Raw genomic sequence first — 16685 nt, forward strand, 5'->3', positions numbered from 1 at the left:
TCATCACATTGAGATAATGCTTTTTCAACAGCTTGAACTTTAAATTCTTGTGTAAATCGACGTCTCATTTTATCTGCCTCTATTAAAAGTTAGAGGCGACAACTATCCTGACACAGGGGGTGGTTCTCAATCCTCCTAAACTCTACACTTCACTTTATTTCAGGCACAAAAAAACCGACTTAATGTCGGCTTAGTATGAAAGTGGTGGGCGCAGGACGTATCTTGTAAGAGTGAACCTCCGACTTCTTGGTTCTCAATCCTCCTAAACTCTACATTTCACTTTATTTCAGGCACAAAAAAACCGACTTAATGTCGGCTTAGTATGAAAGTGGTGGGCGCAGGAGGATTCGAACCTCCGACCGCTCGGTTCGTAGCCGAGTACTCTATCCAGCTGAGCTATGCACCCACTTTCATAGATTGCTTATTTAAACTCTAAGCAGAGCGTATAAATTCAGGCATAAAAAAACCGATTTCCATCGGCTTATTTTTCTTACACTTTAAAAGTGTATGAAAACATGAAATTGGTGGGCGCAGGAGGATTCGAACCTCCGACCGCTCGGTTCGTAGCCGAGTACTCTATCCAGCTGAGCTATGCACCCACTTTCATTTTTACTATTACTTGTTTTTACTCTAAGTGAGAGTCTATAAAGTGGTGGGCGCAGGAGGATTCGAACCTCCGACCGCTCGGTTCGTAGCCGAGTACTCTATCCAGCTGAGCTATGCACCCACTTTCATTTTTACTATTACTTGTTTTTACTCTAAGTGAGAGTCTATAAAGTGGTGGGCGCAGGAGGATTCGAACCTCCGACCGCTCGGTTCGTAGCCGAGTACTCTATCCAGCTGAGCTATGCACCCACTTTATAGTTTACTTATTTTAACTCTAAGTAGAGCTTTTTCTTATTTAGACTCTAAGCAGAGTTATTAAAGTATGGTGGGCGCAGGAGGATTCGAACCTCCGACCGCTCGGTTCGTAGCCGAGTACTCTATCCAGCTGAGCTATGCACCCATACTTTAAAACTTTACAAAACACGCCATTAAAAGAAATGGTGGAGAGGGAGGGATTCGAACCCTCGATAGAGCTACAAACTCTATACTCCCTTAGCAGGGGAGCTCCTTCGGCCACTCGGACACCTCTCCGTCTTGTGGGGCGTATAATAAAGATTTCAGAAAATATGTCAAACACTTTTCTACCAAAAACGACTATATGGTTACAGATTGCACATATGCTTGGTTTAAAAGTGTAATTAGTTTGAAATTTAAGCGGGTTACGTATTTTTATTTGAAGGATTAACACCTAGCACAGGAACTAAGTCATCCGTTAACTGAGCCAAATACTGTTCTTGGTAACCTAATTGTTGAAATTCGGCAATACAAGCACGGTAGTAAGCATCTCGTTCTTGCTCTGTTGTGCATTCTTCTGATAAATCATCTACTCGTTTATCTTTCATACTATTATTCTAAGTCCTTTAAGAATCTATATTAACTGCTAAATACTAAGCAGTTTAAATTTCGTGCGTATTTTAGCTAAAACCTTTACATTAATACAACATATGTTTAAAAAACAATCATACTAAAAAGTTATAGCACTGTTAGTTTTAATATTAAAACTGCCAATAACAATAAATTGGCGAAGCTGAATTGCACATTAACCAGCACTAATAACTACATTTAATTTTTAGTGTAGTACTTATTAACTAAAATAACAAAAGCCGATTTAAAAAACAAAAAAACGCCGCTATTAAGCGGCGTTTATTAACTTACTTTGTTCTACCAAAAGCTTAGTCAGCTTGCGGACGCATATGCGGGAACAAAATAACGTCTTTAATTGTTGATGAGTCAGTAAACAACATTACTAAACGGTCAATACCAATACCTTCACCTGCAGTTGGCGGTAAGCCGTACTCAAGTGCGCGTATGTAGTCTTCATCGTAATGCATTGCTTCATCATCGCCTGCGTCTTTCTCTTCAACTTGGCGAGTAAAGCGCTCAGCTTGATCTTGTGCATCGTTAAGCTCAGAGAAACCATTTGCAAGCTCACGACCGCCAACAAAAAATTCAAAACGGTCTGTAACAAATGCATTGTCGTCGTTACGGCGTGCAAGTGGCGATACTTCCCACGGGTAGCCAGTAATAAACGTAGGTTGAATAAGCATGTGCTCTGCTGTTTCTTCAAATATTTCACACAAGAACTTACCAGGCCCCCAAACGCAGTTTTCAGGAATTTTAACGTGCACTTGTTTAGCGTACGCTTTTAATTCGTCAAAGTGGTTTTCTGGGTCATTAAATACCGCAGCATCAAACTCAGGGTTATATTTTAAGATAGCGTCCGCCATGCTTAAACGTGTAAACGGTTGGCCAAAGTCGTACTCTACTGAGTCAATCACTTCGCCGTTTTCGTCTTTAGTTGTATTAACTACAACTGCACTACCAAGTACGTTTTCTGCAACTGTACGTAGCATGTCTTCGGTGATGTTCATCAGGTCGATGTAATCAGCGTATGCTTGGTAAAACTCAATCATTGTGAATTCTGGATTGTGACGCGTAGATAACCCTTCGTTACGGAAGTTACGGTTAATTTCGAATACACGATCAAAACCACCTACCACTAAGCGCTTTAAGTAAAGCTCAGGCGCTATACGTAAGTACATGTCGATATCAAGCGCGTTATGGTGAGTTACAAACGGACGCGCAGATGCACCGCCAGGTATAACCTGTAGCATAGGTGTTTCTACTTCCATAAAGTCACGGTCTGCTAAAAAGCGACGAATGCCTTCAACTACTTGCGAGCGAATACGGAATGTTTCGCGCGTTGCTTCGTTGGTAATTAAATCAACGTAACGTTGGCGGTACTTTGTTTCTTGATCTGATAAGCCATGGAATTTTTCAGGCAACGGACGAAGTGACTTAGTTAATAATTGATACTCAGTCATTTCTACGTATAAATCGCCTTTACCCGATTTATTTAGCGCACCTTTAACACCAATAATATCGCCAGTGTCTAGTTGACCATATTTTTCTTTAAGATCTTTTTGAACATCTTTAGATGCATACGCTTGTACGCGACCTTTCATGTCTTGAATTACAAAAAACGGTCCACGCTTTGCTAAAATACGGCCAGCGATAGACACAACTTCTTGCATCTCTACTAATTCTTCTTTGCTCTTATCACCAAACTGGGCTTGCAAATCAGCCGTGTAATGCTCACGACGGAATTGGTTTGGATGACCGTTGGCTGGGCAATTTTCGCGTATAGCGTCTAACTTGCCGCGACGCTCAGCGATTAACTTGTTTTCGTCTTGGATTTTATCAGTCATTTTTTAGCTCTTTATTAGCTTGGTGGTTATAGGCCAGATTTAAGGCTGGCTTCAATAAATTTATCTAAGTTACCGTCAAGTACCGATTGGGTATTGCGGTTTTCAACGCCTGTACGTAAATCTTTAATGCGTGCGTCATCAAGTACGTATGAACGAATTTGACTACCCCAACCAATATCAGACTTAGCATCTTCTTGCGTTTGTTTTTCAGCATTTTGCTGTTGTAGCTCAAGCTCAAATAATTTAGCTTTTAACTGCTTCATCGCTTGGGCTTTATTTTTATGCTGCGAACGCTCGTTTTGACACTGCACTACGGTATTTGTTGGTACGTGAGTGATACGAACCGCCGATTCGGTGGTGTTAACGTGCTGACCACCCGCGCCCGATGCACGGTAAACGTCTATACGCAGGTCTGACGGATTCATATCAATTTCAATATTATCGTCAACTTCTGGGTATACAAACGCAGAAGCAAATGAAGTATGACGACGACCACTTGAGTCAAACGGGCTTTTACGCACTAAGCGATGTACGCCAGTTTCTGTGCGTAACCAACCGTAAGCGTATTCGCCAACAAAGCGGACAGTTGCGCCTTTAATACCAGCAACATCACCGTCGGTCGCTTCAACTAGCTCAACTTTAAAGCCTTTAGCCTCGCCCCAACGTAAATACATACGAAGTAGAATATTACACCAGTCTTGTGCTTCAGTACCGCCAGAACCTGATTGTAAATCAAGGTACGCATCGTTTGAGTCATGAGGACCGCTAAACATACGACGAAACTCTAAACCTTCTAACTGTTCGTTTAGATCAGTTAATTCGCTTTGCGCTTCATCAAAGGTATCTTGATCTTCAGCTTCTACAGCAAGCTCAAGTAAGCCTTCAACATCATCAGTACCGGCTACAAGGTTGTCGATTGTTTCAACAACAGCTTCTAATGCTGATTTTTCACGGCCAAGCGCTTGTGCGCGTTCAGGCTCATTCCACACGGCTGAATCTTCAAGCTCGGCGTTAACTTCTTCTAAGCGTTCTTGTTTAAGAGCGTAGTCAAAGGTACCCCCGAAGCAATTCAGTACGTTCGCGAATTTCCTTGATTTGATTAATCACAGGATTCACTTCAAACATGTACATCACTCCAAAATGGCTAGGTAATTGCGCCCCTTAAAATGGGATTTTCGCAATAAATTATCGTCAAATGATAAAAACGCCCGATTTTAACAAAAAACCGCGCGCTTTATTAGCATTTTATGCATGATATTACATATTTTTTAGTGTACTTTTTCAAGCTCTCTAACTATTAATTGCAGCGTAAATTTACCTCTAAACTCATTTATATCGAGCTGGTACGCTACTTTTACAAACTTAGCCTCGGTGTCGGGCCATTCTTTTACATCAATACCAAAGGCAATGGCGTCAACTAATCGCCCTGATTGATGCTTTAACACCAGCTTTAAATGTTTTTCGCCAACTATGCGCTGCTGTATTATTTCAAAGGTATGCTCAAACACCGGCTCAGGGAATTGCTGACCCCATGGGCCCGATTGCTTTAATAGCTGGGCAAATTCCATCGTAAAGCAGTCGTTTGGCAGCTCACCATCGGTAAACACAATGCAGCGTTTACTTTCTTCGCTGAGTTGCGCGCTCACTGCGGCATCAAACGCTATTTTAAAGTCGTTAAAGTGCTGCTCGTTAATACTTAAACCAGCAGCCATTGCATGGCCACCAAATTTATTAATTAAGTGCGGATCGGCAGTATTAAGCCCTTCAAGTAAGTCGCGCATGTGCAGCCCTTCAATAGAGCGGCACGAGCCTTTAATTTCACCATTTTCTCCACCAGCAAATATAACGGTTGGGCGGTGGTATTTTTCTTTTAAGCGACCGGCCAAAATACCAATAACGCCTTGGTGCCAATCATCTTGAAATAAACAAATTGCATCAGGAATGTTATCGTCGCTAAATGCGAGTCTATCGAGTACAGCTTGCGCTTCTGCTTGCATGCCCTGCTCTATTTCGCGCCTTGCAAAGTTTAAGCTATCGAGTTCGCCCGCTATGCTGCGAGCTTGATTTATATCGGTACTGAGTAAGCACGCTATACCCAAACTCATATCGTCTAATCGCCCAGCTGCATTTAAACGCGGCGCAAGCGAAAAACCAAAGTCGCTAGCACTTAAGCGGGCAGCATTGCGATTAGCCACTTCAATTAGCGCGGTAATACCAGGGCGTGTTTTGCCACTGCGAATACGTGCTAAACCTTGGTGTACCAAAGTGCGGTTATTTGCATCAAGCGCCACTACATCAGCAACCGTACCAAGCGCTACAATGTCGAGCAAGTTAGCTAAATTAGGTGGCGGTTGCTGCTCAAAATAACCCAAATCTCGCATTACGCTTCTCAGTGCTATTAGTAAGTAAAAAGCAACGCCAACGCCTGCAATCGATTTAGACGGGAAATTACATTCGTGCCTATTTGGATTTACTATTGCGTCGGCATTTGGCAACTGTTCACCTTGTAAGTGGTGATCTGTAACCAGCACTTTTATGCCAACCGCTTTTAAAATATCAATACCGGCAATACACGATATGCCGTTATCTACGGTGATCACTAAATCAGGTTTTATTTGTACTATTTGCTCTGCAAGCGCGGGGCTTAAGCCATAACCTAAGCTAAACCTGTCAGGAATTAAGTAATCTAAATGCTTAAAGCCAAACATCTCAAGGCCTTGCATTAATGTTGCAGTGCTTGTTGCGCCATCGGCATCAAAGTCGCCAACTATTAAAATATGGCTTTGTGCTTTTAATGCTTCAATTAATAAGTCACTGGCTTTGTCGATGTCTTTAAACAGTTTAAAGTCGTGAAGCGTCGCTACGCTGTTATTTAGCTCTTCGGCATTGAATACATTACGGTTAGCATAAATTTGTTTAATTACAGGGTGTAAATTACTCGGGAGATGCGAGTCGTCAACGTTTTCACGCGCAATGATTAGTTTTTTCATGCAGAGTTTTAACTTATTGAGTCGTATTAAAAAGACAAAAAAAGGCCATTAAGGCCTTTTTAATAATGCTACGCGTTTAATTACGACGCTTTGTTCGCTTCTAATGCTGCTTTTAGTGCTGCTGCTGGCTGGTAACCAGGGATCATCGTACCATCTTCTAAAATAATAGCGGGTGTGCCGCTAATACCAAAGCTTTGACCTAATTGGTAATGCTCTGCAACCGGTGCGCTACAGCCTGCAACTACTTTAGTGCTTGTGCCCGATTTAGCTTCTGTTAGTGCTTCTTGCTGATCGCGTGCACACCATACGTTCATTAAATCTGCGTAACCTGAACCTTGTAAGCCACCACGTGGAAACGCTAAGTACTTAACGGTAATACCCGCATCAAGTAAATCGTCTAACTCGCGGTGTAATTTACGACAGTAACCACAGCTAATGTCGGTAAATACAGTAATGCTGTGTTTTTCGTTTGGCGCTTTGTACACAATCATCGATTCTTCGTATTCTTTAAGACCTTCAACACGCACGCCATTTAATGCTTGCTCTGTTAGGTTATTACGATTATTTAAATCAATTAACGTACCTTGCATTAAATATTGACCATCTGGACTTGCGTAAAGCACGCCCTTATTAGTGATCAATTCTTTTAAACCCGCTACGGGGCTTGGATTAATTTGCTTTACAGTTACACCAAGCTCGGCAAATTTAGTAATAATAGGATCATTAGCATCTGGTGTTACAGCAACGCCATTTGCAAATGCACTAATACTTGTGCACAACATGGCACCTGCTAACATTAATTTTTTCATAACTTCTCTCTATCCTAAAAATACTTAATATATTGACCGGCTTAATGATATTTAATTTCAAACTTACGCACGTGGATGATGCTGCGCATGTACCGACTTTAACCGTTCATTGGCAACATGGGTATAAATTTGCGTCGTTGATAAATCGCTATGGCCCAACATCATTTGTACCACACGTAAATCTGCCCCATGATTTAATAAGTGCGTAGCAAAAGCATGACGCATAGTATGGGGCGATAAGGGAGACTCAACTGCTGCCAAAATAGCATAGTGTTTAATTCTATGCCAAAAGGTTTGTCGCGTCATGCCTACTCCGCGTTTAGACGGGAACACAAAATCGGTGGCGTGTTTTATCATTTGTGCGCGCCCACCCTTTAAAAATTGCTCAAGCCAATACATGGCTTCTTCACCCAGTGGAACTAAGCGCTCTTTATTACCTTTACCTTTTACAAACACCACTGCTTGGCGCAAATTAATTTGCTCCATGCGCAGGCCAACAAGCTCACTTACACGCAAACCCGTTGCATAAAGTAGCTCTAGCATGGCCTTATCGCGCAGTCCCATTGCTTCTTCGGTATTAGGCGCATTTAATAATGCCTCAACTTCGGCCTCTGAGAGTGTTTTAGGTAACGATTGCCCTGCTTTTGGCTGAGAAATATTTAGCATGGGAGTATCACTAATTAGTTTTTCACGCACAAAGTACTGATAAAAACGCTTAAGCGCACTAATGCTGCGCGCAGTACTACGTGGTTTTAAACCTAAGTCAACTCGGTGAGCTAAGTACCCCTCTACATCAAGCCCGGTTACCGTCATTAAATTTTGCCCTTTTAAAAATAGGCAAAACTTATCTAAATCACTGCGATAAGCACTTAATGTGTTTTCGCTTACGCCTTGTTCTAAGTACAGGCTATCTAAAAAGGTTTCTAGGTAGTCGCTATTACTGCTCATACTGCTGTTATTTTCAAAAGAATCGTCAGATAGCGTTGTCACATTATGCTCTCATGCTTTGCTAAGGTATCAATTAAAAATACCTTACGGTAAACTTGAGCCTATCATATCAGGCAATTACACAGTGATAAATACGATGCAAATTGGTTTATTTTTTGGTTCTACTACGTGCTACACCGAAATGGCAGCAGAAAAGATTCGCGACATTATTGGTGCCGATATAGTTACCCTGCACAATATTAAAGACGAGCCACTAAAAAATGCAGAGCAGTATGACTTTATCATCTTTGGTATTTCAACATGGGATTTTGGTGAAATACAAGAAGACTGGGAGTCAAAGTGGGACGACATAGCCGACGTAAACCTAAATGGTAAAACCATTGCTTTATTTGGCATGGGCGATCAACAAGGTTACGGGCAGTGGTTTCAAGATGCGCTAGGCATGCTACACGACGAAATAAATACGCAAACATTTACTCAACTTGGTTTTTGGCCAAACGACAGTAGTTACGAGTTTGAAGCTTCAAAAGCATTAACGCCTGATGGCAAACAGTTTGTAGGACTCGCACTCGACGAAGACAGTCAATACGAGCTAAGCGACGACCGTATTGCAACGTGGGTTGAACAGGTAATGACTGAATACGGCGAAACGCTTTAATTTACTTATCAATACTGACAAATAAAAAGCAAAAAGCCCGCAACTAGTTTAGCTGCGGGCTTTTTAATTAAGGCGTGTTGATCTTTGGTGGGTGAATTTGCAGCAGTATGTTTGGTTTTTAGGCAAGGCAGAGCCTATGTAGTGTGGTTATTCCCCATAAATAGGCGATAACGCAGCATAAATGCCAAACATGCACTGCCCTCTGGGTTCTTTTTAGGGGCGATCAACTCTTTGTTGCTCGGTTTTTACTTAGCCCACTAGGTTACAAACCTCGCGCCGCGATTTAATCGCCCCTAGATTGAACAAATTTCAATCCACAAAGATCAACACGCCCTAGCAATATGAGTAATTTATTGAAACGTCATAACATTGGTTGTTTGTGGGTAGTACCCATCGGCCATAACAATGTACGGCAGTAAATTACTTAGCCATTTTTGCTGTACGCTTTGGCTGTAATTTAAGTAAAGCTTACCTTCGTGAATATAAAATGCTTCTGGGTCTATACCTACAGCATTGCCCTCATCGGCCATCGCATAAGCGCACCATCCACCGTATTGCGGTGCATAACGCTTAGGGTCTTCTGCAAATGTGGTTTTGTTTTCTTCACTCGAAAAATGCCAGTCGGCACCTAAATAATTAAATGTGTATTTACTGCTGCCTTTAACTGCTTTATTTTGGGTAAAGTAAGCAACGCTATCGTACCCTTTAATAGCTGTGTTATTAAACCACCCCGTATTTACAGCATCATCCTTTGCATTTGCTACACCGCTTATTAACAGTGTGCTTAGCATCATTAAAGCAACTACGTACTTAATCATCTTCTTTCCTTTATTATTTACTCAAAATTTAATGCCAATTAAATATGGCTGGCTTAATGAGTAAGAAAGGCAAAGCGCAAAAATGATTTCAGTTAACGGTTAATTATTTAACGCCCAGTAATTAAATAAGCAGTAAAACTTACTCTACTCTTACCCAATATTGGTTGCGGTAAAAAAAGCCAATGTAGCCGCGTACTTCAAGCTTTTTACCTTCCTCTTGCGGGGTTAGTTGTAAGGTATAAGTTTTGCCATTTGTTGGGTCGAGTATTTCACCGTCTCCCCAGATGCCATCATCCTGTGCTTTTACATCTTTAATAATAGTCATGCCAAGAATAGGTTGGTCTTTTAACTCATCATCGCATTTACTGCATATATCGTTTTGTTTTGCAGGATCAATGATTTTGTCAACGGTACCGCTTAATACACCGTTGGTTTGAGTAATACGTACATACGACTTAGCTTGGTTTGTATCTTCATCAATGGTTTTCCAAAGGCCTACTGGCGTAATAGCAGCAAACACACCTTGGCTTGCAAAAATGGTGGCTGTTAACGTGCTAAGTAATACTAATTTATTTAACTTTTTCATTATGTTGCCTTTTAAATTAAGTGGCTAATGGCTAAATCATATCAGGTGATTTATAAACACACTATTAAAGCATCTTACCTAAAAGCAAAAAACCTAAACTAATAATCATTAGTTTAGGTTTAAGGGGCTGTAGCATAAAAAACAAAGTAACGTATTACCTCACTTTAAAAACAACATCCCCTATTTTTAGATTTGAATATTCAGGCTCAACTAAAGATAATTCATTATTATCAATCATGCTTTTAAGGTATCTAATCTCTTCAGGATTTTCGACATTCATATACTTTGAGCGCCACTTACCCATGTCGAATAACCAGAAATATGCGGCTATATTTTCATTACTTTCGTCAATCACTATAAAATCTAGCTCATCATCTTTGTTTAAATCCATGCCAATGAAATAGTAAGTATGTTCTTTTAAAGAGTTACGATCGTAAAAATGTTGTTCAGAAAATACTGCCTCTATTAAGCCTTGGGGTATTAGCGCTTGTGATGGCCAAAATACACTGCGCTCAATAAAATCATCGATTGTGTGTTCAAGCGTTAAAGCAAACTCATTATTTACATACATCCTATCGATAATAGCGTATTGCTCTGGGTGACTCGTTTCAATTTTCTGTTTTAATAACTGCATAGCTAAATAACCTTGACGACCTAAGCTGTACTCAAAATAGTAATAATCAAACTTTTCTACTGTTACTTTACCTGCATCTAAACGCGCTATTTGGCTGTTTGTAGATAAGCTTTGAAAGTTTAATAAAGGAGAGTTAACAACAAGCATACTTACAAGTACAACCCAGCCCATCACAATATTTATTTTGCTAAGCGGCTCTAGCCAATTATCTCTCTTTGTAATTATTCCAACAAGATAACTAAACGAAAAACACGCCAATAAAAACCAAATTAAAATACCCCAACAACGATCTACCGTTAGCCCATGCTGATCTACCCGTAAGTAAATTCCATAGGCAGAAATAACACTATAAACGGGAAGTAACGCAACGCTTATAAAAACGAGTCGATGCAAGAGCAAGTAATAAGGGCGAACTGATGAGTCATCTTTATAAACTGTATTAACAAAAAATAAGGTGAGCACCTGCAGCCACATTACTAACAAACTACCACTTCCGGTTTCCCATAATTTATTGAGCCCGGTAAAAGGAAGTGTTGCTAAAAAACCGAGAGAAATAACTGATAAAACAGGAAGTAAAAACTTAATTAAAGTTTGTAGTAAAAAAGCGATATTATCTTCAATGTTCAAAAGCTTTCTAAATATGATACTCGCAAAGGCAAATGCGAGCGTTAAGATTGGGATCCAAAACCATTCATTTCTTAGTAGCTCAGAGAAAAATTCTATATCTAAAATATCAAATAAAGCCGCACCTAAATTTAGAATTCCCCAAAAAATAAGCACGAACAGCCAGCATTCCCCAAAAATTATAAAATTGCGCCAAGAAAGCTTAAACAAACGACTGTAGCTAACATTTTCCGAACTACCAAATTGTTGAATGTACATAAGGCCTTTAAAGCCAGCTATTAAACTAGTAAAAATAAAAGCTGACATTAAAGTGTTATTACTTACGTACTCTTGAGGCTCTTGCTGAAAGCCTGCATACGCACCCAGTAAAGATAACAACAAGGAAAAAGGAAGGATTAAAAGTAACGACGTTTTTATATTATTTTTATTAACAGTCATTAGCATTAATAAAGGAAAGCTCATAGAAAATGTAATAAGTGAGACTAGCCATGTAGGGCTTGTTGCTGGCCACACATTGTTTTCTATACTGCTATATAAAAGAGTAAGAGCAATAGCCTGTAATACAGCAAGTGTAATTATAAAGGGTTTAGGTATCTGACTATCCATATCTGTTCTCAGCGATAAGTTTTAGTTAGTTTGCGTTATTCGTTCCTATTTTACAATTGCTTCACATTTTCAAATAAAATGCTTTGCACAGGGCTATATAATCAGCCGTGTAGGTATTATCTAAGTTTCTAATACACAGTGTTGATGATTCTATATCGCTTTTTACGTAGCTAAATGTCATTAAACTGCGGCTAATATCTTTATTTGGCGTGGCTTTCACTTGGCAATGAGTATTTAAATAAAGCCCATTTTGAGTAGCAAGCTCAATAAATAGCACGCCTTCAACTCTCGGGAGTATTAAGCTAAAGCGAGAGCTTCTATAGCTTAAACGTTTAAACGCATTAATTAACTCTTCAAAACTTAGGCCGTCGGTATGGCGTGCGGTATTACGCGCAACATTATCGCCTTTTAAACTGTGATTAAAATACGGTGGATTAGAGATAACCACGTCAAATTTAACTTCACTACTAAAGCTTTGAATAGTTTGGTGCGTAATACTTATAGTTGGCCACGGGCTATTAGCTACATTTTGTAATGCTTGGGTATAGGCGCTTTCGTCAATTTCTACCGCAGTTATATCAAGCTCATTACTGCGCTGCTTACACATTAGTGCTAGTAAGCCGGTGCCGGTGCCTATATCAAGTAATGACTTTGCACCGCTTAAATTAGCCCATGCGCCAAGCAAAATGCCATCGGTAGAAACTTTCATTGCACAGTGGTCGTGTTCAACTTTAAATTGTTTAAATACAAAACCAGACATTTTTTCACCTTTTCATTCACCAAGCGCAGCATAGCGCGTATAATCAGGGTAATTGTCCCTTATTTTAGACACTCTATGCAATTTTCTGAATTTGATCTTGATAACAAGCTACTCGATGCCATTAATAAAATGGGCTACGAGACGCCAACCAGCATTCAACAACAAGCTATTCCTGAAGCACTACAGGGGCGCGATATTTTAGCATCTGCGCCTACTGGTACAGGTAAAACAGCGGCATTTTTAATTCCGGCTATTCAGTACTTACTGGATTTCCCACGTCGTGACCCTGGTTTTGCGCGCGTACTCGTTATGACCCCGACTCGTGAGCTGGCTTATCAAATTCATGAACAATGTGAACTGCTAGCTAAACGCACACACCTAAAAATTGGTGTAGTAACAGGCGGTATTAACTACGGCACGCATAAAGAAATTTTTGAAAAAAATAATGATATTTTAATCGCCACACCAGGTCGATTAATGGAATACCTAGAAACCGAAAACTTTCATGCTGAACACGTAGAAATGCTTATTATTGATGAAGCAGATCGCATGTTAGATATGGGTTTCAAAAAAGAAATGAGCCGTATTTGTGACGAAGCTAAAAATCGTCGCCAATGTTTTTTATTCTCAGCAACACTTGAAGGTGACAGCGTAGAAAGGTTTGCTGAAAAAACATTAAGCGACCCAGCTCTATTAGAAGCCGAATCGTCACGTAAAGAAAAAGCTAAAATTCACCAATGGGTACATTTAGCCGACGATTATCATCACAAACTTGAATTATTAGTTAATACGCTAAAAAACCCTGACGTAACTAAAGCGATTGTGTTTGTTAAAACTCGCGAACGCTTAGAAACATTGATTGGCGAACTTACAACTAATGATGTAAAAGCGGCGTGGTTACGCGGCGAAATGCCACAAGACAAACGTATGAAAGCCATGGAAAACTTCCACAGTGGCAAAACAAGCATATTAGTTGCTACCGACGTAGCTGCACGTGGTATTGATGTATCTGACATCAGCCACGTTATTAACTTTGATATGCCGCGTACTGCCGACGTATATGTACACCGTATTGGTCGTACTGGCCGTGCTGGTAAAAAAGGGATAGCAATATCGCTAGTTGAAGCACACGATATTGGTATTTTATATAAAGTAGAGCGCTACGTTGAACAAAAATTAAAACGCCGTGTAATTAGAGGTGTCGAGCCACAGCATAAAGAAGCTAAGCCACCGGCTAAAAAACGTAAAGATCCAGTAAAAATGAAAGCCAAGAAAAAGGCTAAGGTTAAAAAGAAAAAGTAACCTAAAACATTTTTATACTAAGCCGACTTTTGTCGGCTTTTTAATGCAAGCCTTGCAGGCTCTGCTGTTTGTACCTGTTACATATGTAACCCAAGCATGTAACTCATACTCATTTAAATGTAATTTTTGCCCACCTGAATTCCCACTTAATAAAATTCCCTTATATTTCATAGCGTTAATATTGGCACCGAAATTGTAACTACAAAGATAACCTAGCCGATGGAATTTCCATATTGTGGCTGCACTATTCACCGTAATGTAAGGATTAAGTTATGAACCGCTTCAAGTTAACTATCGCTTTAGTATCATTTTGTTGTTTATTTTTATTAGCTTGCGCTACAAAAGTAAGTGCAGCAACCAACATGGCCGTAGTAAGCAGTGTAGCCACTCAACCTAACTTACAACAAGCTATCACCAACACCCTACGAACTAATCCTAACCTAGCGTTAAGTGATATTCGCGTGCAGGTAAAAAATGGTGAAGTAGATTTATACGGTGAAGCACAAACTGGTTTTCAGCGCGCACTGGCTCAAAAGTTTTTAGAAAATATGGATGGGGTTAAAATCATTCGTAACAAAATTAGCGTTATTTAATACGCACCACATAAACTTATTTGTATAACTAATTCATAAGCGCGGCTTGTTACTCCAACACAAGCTGCGCTTTTTTATGTTTATTTTTTGTAGTTATTTCAATTTATCTAGTTGTTGAATAACATCACTTAATTTAAAACTACTTTTTTGTGAATTAAAACTTTCAACAAAAACTTCTTTAAAACTGCTTACCGTAGAATCTTCATTTAGCTCAAAAGGAAAACCCTTAAGTTCCTTTGTTTTTGGGTTAAACTTATAAACAAAATTGTCACCACTTAAACCCGCTGAAAAAACGTAATGATGATTATCAACCCATCCTGCCGCGCCATGAAATAGAGCAATATTTATTTTATCGTTTTGAGTATGTACGCCGACTTTAACTACATTATTTTTATTGAATGCGGCTTTTGTTATCTCTTTACTGGGGATAAACCAAAACCCTTTTGTATTACCCACAAACACAGCTAAATATTCATTATCAGGTGACCAAGTGATAACGTTACTTTCATAACTTTTTCTAGGGCATAAAACATCATCTGAGCTACAAAACTCTCGTAACTTCTCTTTTTCAATATATGCCGCTTTATTTAGTAAGATTAATGTAGAGGTAAGGTTTTTGTTTTTATCGAGAAAAAGTATTTCAGCGGTATTGTTATCTATATTTAATTTATAACTCACATCATATTTAGCATTATATTCGTTACCTACTGAAATAAAGCTAATAACTAGGCTTGAAAATAAAATTATTTTTGTAAACCATTTAATCCTTAACTTCATTTGTTTGTAACCCTAATATCTAAAAAAAATACACCTTGTATAACCAATAATTGCATAATAAATAGATAAAAGGGAAACTTACCTTATAAAAAATACGTTACAAAATCTGCTGGAGAAAATAATTAATGAATAAAGAAAAGTGACTTGAACTAATTAAAAAGCGCATTTTTTACTCTGTAAAAATGCGCTGTTGGTAAGTAACTATTTCCCAATGCTTTTGCCTAATGAGCTTTAACTAAATTACTCACTTTGGTTAGAGTCAGTACCGTCGCTACTGTCTTTATTTGATGACTGCTGGCTTATTTTGTCGCTTATCATGGCATCGAGTTTTTCGCCCCCTTTAATACCAAAATCTAAAGTACGAATTGGGAATGGAATACTAATGTCAGCCTCATCGAGTGCCTGCTTAACGGCAACAACACCTTTGTGGCGTACCGTCATAAAGTCAGGCTCACCTGGGTATTTAATCCAAAACCACACCAGTAAGTTAATGCTGCTGTCGCCAAAACCTTCGGCGTATACAGCGGTTTCGTCTTTACGTATTACGAAGTCAAATTCATTTATTTTTTCGACTATAACGTCCTTTGCTTTTTCTATGTCGTCGCCGTACGAAATACCTACAGGTACTTCTATGCGCCTAACACCTAGCGTGGTGTAATTTTTTAGTACATTTCTAAATAATACTTTGTTTGGTACCAGTATTAACTGCCCATAAAAGCTCTCTATTAGCGTGTTACGTAGGTTTATAGAATGTATTGAACCAAACACGTCATCGGTTTCTATTACGTCGCCTGTTTTGAATGGTTTGCGTACACCCATAGCAATACCGGCTATTAAGTTTTCGGTCATATCTTGAAACGCAAAACCAATTGCTAAACCAACAATACCCGCACCAGCAAGCAGTGAGGTAACAGTGCCTTTTAAGCCAACAAAATCGAGCGCTATAAATAAGCCTATACACAACACAATAACTTTAAAAATTGACGCCATTAAGTCGGCAATTTGTTTTGAGTCGAGTGAGCGGCGTAATACGTTTTTCATCAGCTTGCCAGCAAAGCGTGCCAATATTGAAAACACAATTGCGATCAGTATCGCAACTATAAAATTAGGGATATGACTTATTACAACATCAAACCACCCTCCGAGCTTTTCTTCTATTAGTTTTTCGGCTTCGTCAATTGACGGAATGCTGATCATTTTATTTGCACCTATTTAATTAGTGTTCTCATTAATATTAGATGAGATTGCAAATATAACGCCAACATC

At 39.4% G+C, this 16685-nt stretch carries 15 protein-coding genes and 6 tRNA genes; 3 read left to right on the top strand and 18 right to left on the bottom strand.

The genetic code is table 11. From position 1 onward, the window contains the following. Positions 1-329: 329 nt before the first annotated feature. The 12 genes from I6F48_RS15350 to xerD all read right to left on the bottom strand — a co-directional run bounded on the left by I6F48_RS15350 (position 330) and on the right by xerD (position 8103). Positions 330-406 (bottom strand) — tRNA-Arg (locus I6F48_RS15350). Positions 407-522: 116 nt separating this feature from the next. After that, a tRNA-Arg gene (locus tag I6F48_RS15355) sits at positions 523-599 on the bottom strand. A gap of 51 nt (positions 600-650) precedes the next feature. Continuing rightward, positions 651-727: transfer RNA gene (locus I6F48_RS15360), tRNA-Arg, on the bottom strand. A gap of 51 nt (positions 728-778) precedes the next feature. Then, positions 779-855 (bottom strand) — tRNA-Arg (locus tag I6F48_RS15365). A gap of 74 nt (positions 856-929) precedes the next feature. Then, positions 930-1006: transfer RNA gene (locus tag I6F48_RS15370), tRNA-Arg, on the bottom strand. 38 nt (positions 1007-1044) lie between these two features. Beyond that, positions 1045-1137: transfer RNA gene (locus I6F48_RS15375), tRNA-Ser, on the bottom strand. Positions 1138-1265: 128 nt separating this feature from the next. After that, positions 1266-1448, bottom strand: coding sequence for a hypothetical protein (locus I6F48_RS15380; RefSeq protein ID WP_165727226.1), 183 nt, complete (start codon positions 1446-1448; stop codon positions 1266-1268). Between the two features lie 330 nt (positions 1449-1778). Next, positions 1779-3314: a lysine--tRNA ligase gene (lysS, locus tag I6F48_RS15385; protein ID WP_165727225.1), complete on the bottom strand. Its 1536-nt coding sequence runs from the start codon at positions 3312-3314 to the stop codon at positions 1779-1781. Positions 3315-3340: 26 nt separating this feature from the next. Beyond that, positions 3341-4439 (bottom strand): peptide chain release factor 2 gene (prfB, locus tag I6F48_RS15390; protein WP_096058065.1). Its coding sequence is split into 2 segments (ribosomal slippage): positions 3341-4363 and positions 4365-4439, totalling 1098 coding nucleotides; the frame shifts between segments, so codons are not numbered across the junction. A 143-nt stretch (positions 4440-4582) separates the two neighbouring features. Next, positions 4583-6304 carry a single-stranded-DNA-specific exonuclease RecJ gene (recJ, locus tag I6F48_RS15395; protein WP_197119781.1) on the bottom strand — a complete coding sequence of 574 codons (1722 nt, stop codon included), beginning with the start codon at positions 6302-6304 and terminating at the stop codon, positions 4583-4585. 80 nt (positions 6305-6384) lie between these two features. After that, on the bottom strand, positions 6385-7113 hold the full coding sequence (gene dsbC / locus I6F48_RS15400) for a bifunctional protein-disulfide isomerase/oxidoreductase DsbC (protein ID WP_024596174.1): 729 nt from the start codon (positions 7111-7113) through the stop codon (positions 6385-6387). A gap of 63 nt (positions 7114-7176) precedes the next feature. Continuing rightward, positions 7177-8103: a site-specific tyrosine recombinase XerD gene (gene xerD, locus I6F48_RS15405; protein WP_165727222.1), complete on the bottom strand. Its 927-nt coding sequence runs from the start codon at positions 8101-8103 to the stop codon at positions 7177-7179. Between the two features lie 94 nt (positions 8104-8197). Between xerD and fldB the strand changes: the two genes are divergently transcribed. Next, positions 8198-8719, top strand: coding sequence for a flavodoxin FldB (gene fldB / locus I6F48_RS15410; protein WP_007583764.1), 522 nt, complete (start codon positions 8198-8200; stop codon positions 8717-8719). Positions 8720-9069: 350 nt separating this feature from the next. Here the strand turns inward: fldB and I6F48_RS15415 are convergent, their stop codons facing one another. The 4 genes from I6F48_RS15415 to I6F48_RS15430 all read right to left on the bottom strand — a co-directional run bounded on the left by I6F48_RS15415 (position 9070) and on the right by I6F48_RS15430 (position 12747). Continuing rightward, on the bottom strand, positions 9070-9537 hold the full coding sequence (locus tag I6F48_RS15415) for a YHS domain-containing (seleno)protein (RefSeq protein ID WP_165727221.1): 468 nt from the start codon (positions 9535-9537) through the stop codon (positions 9070-9072). 139 nt (positions 9538-9676) lie between these two features. Continuing rightward, a complete protein-coding gene (locus tag I6F48_RS15420; protein ID WP_165727220.1) occupies positions 9677-10123 on the bottom strand; it encodes a DUF2147 domain-containing protein in 447 nt (148 codons plus the stop codon). Positions 10124-10277: 154 nt separating this feature from the next. Beyond that, complete coding sequence (locus tag I6F48_RS15425; protein WP_165727219.1) at positions 10278-11987, bottom strand: DUF4153 domain-containing protein; 1710 nt, start codon at positions 11985-11987, stop codon at positions 10278-10280. Between the two features lie 61 nt (positions 11988-12048). Further along, positions 12049-12747 (bottom strand): tRNA1(Val) (adenine(37)-N6)-methyltransferase, encoded by a 699-nt coding sequence (locus tag I6F48_RS15430; RefSeq protein WP_197119782.1) that lies wholly within the window; start codon positions 12745-12747, stop codon positions 12049-12051. A 75-nt stretch (positions 12748-12822) separates the two neighbouring features. Between I6F48_RS15430 and srmB the strand changes: the two genes are divergently transcribed. Next, on the top strand, positions 12823-14049 hold the full coding sequence (gene srmB / locus I6F48_RS15435) for an ATP-dependent RNA helicase SrmB (protein ID WP_166376491.1): 1227 nt from the start codon (positions 12823-12825) through the stop codon (positions 14047-14049). 272 nt (positions 14050-14321) lie between these two features. After that, positions 14322-14642 (top strand): BON domain-containing protein, encoded by a 321-nt coding sequence (locus I6F48_RS15440; protein ID WP_010553266.1) that lies wholly within the window; start codon positions 14322-14324, stop codon positions 14640-14642. 93 nt (positions 14643-14735) lie between these two features. On the opposite strand, the gene I6F48_RS15445 is transcribed toward I6F48_RS15440, so the two are convergent. Together I6F48_RS15445 and I6F48_RS15450 are read right to left on the bottom strand one after the other, a co-directional pair. Then, positions 14736-15419, bottom strand: coding sequence for a hypothetical protein (locus tag I6F48_RS15445; protein WP_197119783.1), 684 nt, complete (start codon positions 15417-15419; stop codon positions 14736-14738). A gap of 240 nt (positions 15420-15659) precedes the next feature. Continuing rightward, a complete protein-coding gene (locus I6F48_RS15450) occupies positions 15660-16616 on the bottom strand; it encodes a mechanosensitive ion channel family protein (RefSeq protein WP_165725197.1) in 957 nt (318 codons plus the stop codon). Positions 16617-16685: the final 69 nt, after the last annotated feature.

This window comes from Pseudoalteromonas sp. SWYJ118 (genome assembly GCF_015864505.1).
In the GTDB taxonomy this organism is placed as follows: Bacteria; Pseudomonadota; Gammaproteobacteria; order Enterobacterales; family Alteromonadaceae; genus Pseudoalteromonas; species Pseudoalteromonas arctica.

What these genes read in the sequence shown, in the direction of transcription:
- srmB (WP_166376491.1), top strand. Translation starts at nt 12,823, where the DNA reads ATGCAATTTTCTGAATTTGATCTTGATAACAAGCTACTCGATGCCATT.
- I6F48_RS15415 (WP_165727221.1), bottom strand. Translation starts at nt 9,537, where the DNA reads ATGATTAAGTACGTAGTTGCTTTAATGATGCTAAGCACACTGTTAATA.
- I6F48_RS15445 (WP_197119783.1), bottom strand. Translation starts at nt 15,419, where the DNA reads ATGAAGTTAAGGATTAAATGGTTTACAAAAATAATTTTATTTTCAAGC.
- lysS (WP_165727225.1), bottom strand. Translation starts at nt 3,314, where the DNA reads ATGACTGATAAAATCCAAGACGAAAACAAGTTAATCGCTGAGCGTCGC.
- I6F48_RS15440 (WP_010553266.1), top strand. Translation starts at nt 14,322, where the DNA reads ATGAACCGCTTCAAGTTAACTATCGCTTTAGTATCATTTTGTTGTTTA.
- I6F48_RS15425 (WP_165727219.1), bottom strand. Translation starts at nt 11,987, where the DNA reads ATGGATAGTCAGATACCTAAACCCTTTATAATTACACTTGCTGTATTA.
- dsbC (WP_024596174.1), bottom strand. Translation starts at nt 7,113, where the DNA reads ATGAAAAAATTAATGTTAGCAGGTGCCATGTTGTGCACAAGTATTAGT.
- recJ (WP_197119781.1), bottom strand. Translation starts at nt 6,304, where the DNA reads ATGAAAAAACTAATCATTGCGCGTGAAAACGTTGACGACTCGCATCTC.
- fldB (WP_007583764.1), top strand. Translation starts at nt 8,198, where the DNA reads ATGCAAATTGGTTTATTTTTTGGTTCTACTACGTGCTACACCGAAATG.
- I6F48_RS15380 (WP_165727226.1), bottom strand. Translation starts at nt 1,448, where the DNA reads ATGAAAGATAAACGAGTAGATGATTTATCAGAAGAATGCACAACAGAG.
- I6F48_RS15420 (WP_165727220.1), bottom strand. Translation starts at nt 10,123, where the DNA reads ATGAAAAAGTTAAATAAATTAGTATTACTTAGCACGTTAACAGCCACC.
- I6F48_RS15430 (WP_197119782.1), bottom strand. Translation starts at nt 12,747, where the DNA reads ATGTCTGGTTTTGTATTTAAACAATTTAAAGTTGAACACGACCACTGT.
- I6F48_RS15450 (WP_165725197.1), bottom strand. Translation starts at nt 16,616, where the DNA reads ATGATCAGCATTCCGTCAATTGACGAAGCCGAAAAACTAATAGAAGAA.